This window comes from Candidatus Hydrogenedentota bacterium (assembly GCA_012523015.1).
Lineage (GTDB): Bacteria > Hydrogenedentota > Hydrogenedentia > Hydrogenedentales > CAITNO01 > JAAYBJ01.
Genome location: JAAYJI010000026.1, coordinates 1 through 4,364 on the forward strand (window position 1 = coordinate 1; position 4,364 = coordinate 4,364).

General features: G+C 55.6%; 3 protein-coding genes. All 3 read right to left on the reverse strand.

What is annotated here, in order from left to right; genetic code table 11:
* Window positions 1-1,085: hypothetical protein (locus tag GX117_01250; GenBank protein ID NLO31970.1), on the reverse strand; the 1,085-nt coding region annotated here is incomplete at its 3' end.
* Window positions 1,086-1,272: 187 nt separating this feature from the next.
* On the reverse strand, window positions 1,273-3,327 hold the full coding sequence (gene brxL, locus GX117_01255) for a BREX system Lon protease-like protein BrxL (protein ID NLO31971.1): 2,055 nt from the start codon (window positions 3,325-3,327) through the stop codon (window positions 1,273-1,275).
* On the reverse strand, window positions 3,327-4,364 hold a 1,038-nt coding region (locus GX117_01260), incomplete at its 5' end, for a BREX-1 system phosphatase PglZ type B (GenBank protein ID NLO31972.1). The genes brxL and GX117_01260, both read right to left, overlap by 1 nt.

Sequence of the window (4,364 nt, forward strand, 5' to 3'; positions counted from 1 at the left end):
GCCGATACGGAGTAGTTCCGGGCCGCTTCCCAAAGTTCTTTCCAGACATCAGAGCCGATGCCTTCCAGCTCGCTGCCGGAGAACACCTTTTGCGCCGCCGTATCTGCCGCTGTCTTCTTGAGGATCGACTTCTTCTTGGCAGCAATAATCCGACGGCAATTATCATCCGATAATTGCTCCAGAAACTTCTGGGCATCCTGGATAAGTGTGTCGACATGTTGCTTCTGCTTTCTGATCTGCTTCGCTCTTTCCACCGGTGCCTGTTCGGCAAGGCGCTGTTGCAGCGTTCGCATTTCAGTCTCGTCAGTGCTGCTAAACGTGCAATGTTTGTTTATGTCTTGGGTGGTAGTACTGGCGTTGATGAAATCGTACCAGATACCCTCAGGAGTGAGTTTCTTGTCCGCAGAGATATTCGGCTTTTTTGATGGGTGCCGATTGACTTCGGCGTCCAAGGCTGACGAGACCTTTTCGCACACCTGGATGAGAGAAGTAAAAAATGATAATAGTGGCGGCTCGTAGCTTACCTCGTTTTCACTACTGACAAAGACGCTGCCAAACGAGGTGTCATAGATATCAACACTATTGAGATCATCGCAGATGCCTTGTCCTGTCCACGTATGGCTTTTAGGGATGCCGTCCTGCACAAATGAAATGAGGGCTTTTTGTGTAGAAGAGCCGGGCTTAAAAACATTGTGGTGCAGGGTTCCCATCTCGCGAGCACCACAAACGTGCTTGAGGAGTCTGACGTACCCCGATTTCCCAGAACCATTATTGCCATAAACAATCGTCATATTGCCCTTACCAAACTCAAGAGGCTTTTTCGGTGCAAGAGCATTTACGCCTTCAACGTCGCTGATTGAACACAAGCGCAAGGTACCAACAGCGCCTTGGGTGAACGCGGAAGCAGGAAAGGAACAAGTCGTTCTAGGCAACTTTCCGTTGGCTTCCTGCTGGCACAGGGTTGCAAGTTCAGAGACGTCTTTGTCAGTGGGCTCAGAATGCTGAAGTAGCCGAGTTGCCGCGATCTGGAGCCATTGGGGGCGCTCTGAAAACCATCTTGAAAGTGATGCCATGACCTCATTCATATTAATGAACCCTTTTTTGTTCGTTATAGAACTCGCTACCCAAATCATAACGAAGGTAAACGCAATATTTTCATAGTGACAATAACTATTAAAATATAAATACTTATGAGAAATATTTCTCATCCATTAACATCCGGTTCCTGCCCACTCAAATGAAGTGCTGGTATTAGCTTCACCAGACATGGCGCTAATCCTCCAGCGCCTTGAACACCGCATCCGCGGCGTCTTTATAGAACTCTATATTGACCTTGGTCCAGAGATCGTCCGGCAGGTCGTTGAGTTGCCGGCGGGCGGCGACGGGCATCAGGAGCGTCTTGGCTTGTTTGTCCACGGCGAGTTCGGCGATGCGGACGGCGTTGGGCAACATTTCGACGGAGCCGCCTAAATTCAATGCGCCCACGATGATGGCGCCGCCGCGTGTGTTTTTGCCCAGGAGCGCCCCGCAGAAGGCCACGACGACGGGAAGCCCCAAACCGGCCCCGGTCTTGTCAGCATCCATGGGACGCATCTGGATGGAAAATTCTTCCTCTCGCGGATTACGGTCGCCGACAAGTTCTTTTGCCCGGATGTAGAGGTTTTGCTCGCCCACCTTGACGCTCTCGCGAAAGGCTGGTGGGGGTGGTTGGTTGAGAATCCGTACCCCGCTGCCCGGGCCGCATGTCACTTCAATGCGGTAGAGACCTGGCCCAGTTTCTGGGGAACCGGGATTTGCCGCCCAGACCTGACCCGGCGGCAGGGGATCGCTTTCAATAGCCTCATCGCTGTGAAGTTCAGGCGTTGATACAAACTGCTCCACACCATCCGGCCCCATGATATAACTGAAATGGGTATTGCGAAACTCGCTTTTGAAAACACGTTTCTGCTGTTCTTTCACCCTGCGGCGCGCCTCGAGGGCAAGGCGGATAATCCATTCGAGGTCGTCATCTGCAATTGGCAAACTGGGATCGGGATAGAGGAGTTTGAACAGGCCGCTCACCGTCTTGTTGACGGCTTCGATGTCGCGTCCACTCAGCGCCCCACCCAGATGCACCCGGCCTTGCAGCGCCGCCAGCCGGTTCCCTGAACGAAGCCGGCTCCAGCATTCGCTGAGGAAATCACTGACGAGTCCAAAGTGATCGGTGAAGTGTTCCCGCGCGCTGAGCTTTGGAAAGTCCCAACCGGGGGCAAAGGCATGAATCCGGTCCATGAACGCCGTGTCATTTCGCATCTCGGGCGGCATGGGGCTCAACAAATGCCCGACCTTCTGCTGTTGCTCAACATCCACATCGAAGTTGCCCACCATGACAATAGCGCCGTCCGCGCGGATGTTCTCCTTGCCGCGGCTGAATTGGCCGGACGCCATGTATCCCTTCATGATGTTCACGCCGTCCTTCTGGTCAAAGGAAATGCCGCTGACCTCGTCAAAGCACACCACGTCGTATTGACATACGAGACCCCGTTGACCGTTCGACATGTTGACAAACATCTTCGCCACCGTTGCTTTGCCGCCGGAAATCAGGTGGGCGTAAGGGGAAATCTGCTGGAAGAGATGGCTTTTTCCCGTGCCGCGCGGCCCCAATTCAACAAGATTGTAATTGGGCTCCACGAAGGCCACCATGCGGAGCAGCGCCACCCGTTTCGCGCGTTCATCCATGGCGGCCGGTTCCAGGCCAATCGAACGCAGGAGAAAATCAATCCACTCCTGTGTGGTGAAACGTTCCCGACCTTTGGCGAAGATGTCGAGCGCATCCGGCTTGGAAAGCTGGATCGGGCGCAGCCCGTCAATACCAAAGGGCCTGCCCGCGTTCTGCTGCGCGATGATGGCAGCATAACTGAGCGACACCTCGGCGTAGAAACCGTCCGTCAGCATCCGCTCGTTATCGCGCACCATCGCATCGGCAATGCGCACATCCCGCAGCGCAAGGCTCGGCAATTCGGCCACATAACAGTCATTTTTCGCGTCAAGCCTGGCCTTCACAATATCTATGATCCGTACTTCCCCCTGTTCCTTGGCGCGCGCCTTGAAAAGTTCCTCCTCGCCGGTACGGACCGTTCGATCCTTGAGCTGTTTCTCCACAATCTCAAGGCCTTCGAGGATTTCTGCTTCGATCACCGAAGCGCAATACCGGCCCAGGAGGAATTCCACCACGTATGTGGGCACGGGATACTGGCGCGAATATTTACGCACCAGGTCTTTCCGAACAAGGTACCCGTCGAAGGCCGAAGCCGCAAGGGAATCCAGATGATCCAATTCGATAGTCATTATTCTTCTCCAACCTGAGTCGGTTTCTGGTCCACCACCTGTCCTCCCGTATCCAGGAGCACCACAATGGCCGCAGCGCCTTCATGACGGTCGTCTTCCACCGCCAGACTGATCTCGCCGCTTTCTTCCACATCTTTCCTTGAAACGACAATACTGGAATTCGCTTTCCGAGCATGCAGACGAAGGTCCACCTGTACGCCTGGCGCATTGGTGGTCACGGTCACCCGGCAACGCATACCGCGCCAGCGCACGGCTTCAATCTTTGCTTTCACCAATTCGGTTCCCCGTTCCACCAGCAGGTCGGGAACAACGCATTCTTGCGGACTCACGCCTCCGTGGGCGTATTCTATCCCGGCATAAAAGGACCCGATGCCGGGAGGCGATACGATCTGCACCTGTGCATTCCAGTGCCAGGGGAAAACCGGAAATCCATCCGGAATCTCGCCCTGCGCCACAGCACATCGCGCCCATTTGGTTTCCGTGAGATAGACAGGCAATGCTACCTTAGGCAAACTCCCCGGAACCAGGAGCCACCCGTGGTCCGTGACGATTCGCACCCGGCTCCATCCGGCTGCCAGAAGACCGACGACACGGTCGGCAACGGCGTCTACTTCTGCGACTATCTGCCTGGCCAGCCCCGCGCCCAGCGCGTGCCCCTGACTGTCCAGTTTACCCATTTCCGTCCAACCGCCCTGTTGAGACCCCGAGGGGATGGTCACTTCTTCCTCTTCGAGCACCTCAATGCCCTGCCGTGCCATCTCATCACGGAGTCGTTGTGCGCTTGACGGCTTGTGGGTAGCACTCAGGGAAGGTGTGAACTCTCCGTAATCGCCTGTTTCCTCACAGGCTATATGTGCTGGCGACGCCACCGGCTTGGCGGTGGGGGTCACGCTTGGCACCGGCGCCAGACGATGCGTTAGCCGGACGCGAAGCCCCCGAGTTTCCAGGACTTCCTGCAAGCGTCCGGCAACATCAAAGCGCAGCCCGTCCGCGAAAATGATGCAGGTGTCCGGCTGGGGAAGCACACCCACAGCCGC

Coding starts and splice junctions, on each gene's coding strand:
- brxL (NLO31971.1), bottom strand. CDS start 3,327: ATGACTATCGAATTGGATCATCTGGATTCCCTTGCGGCTTCGGCCTTC.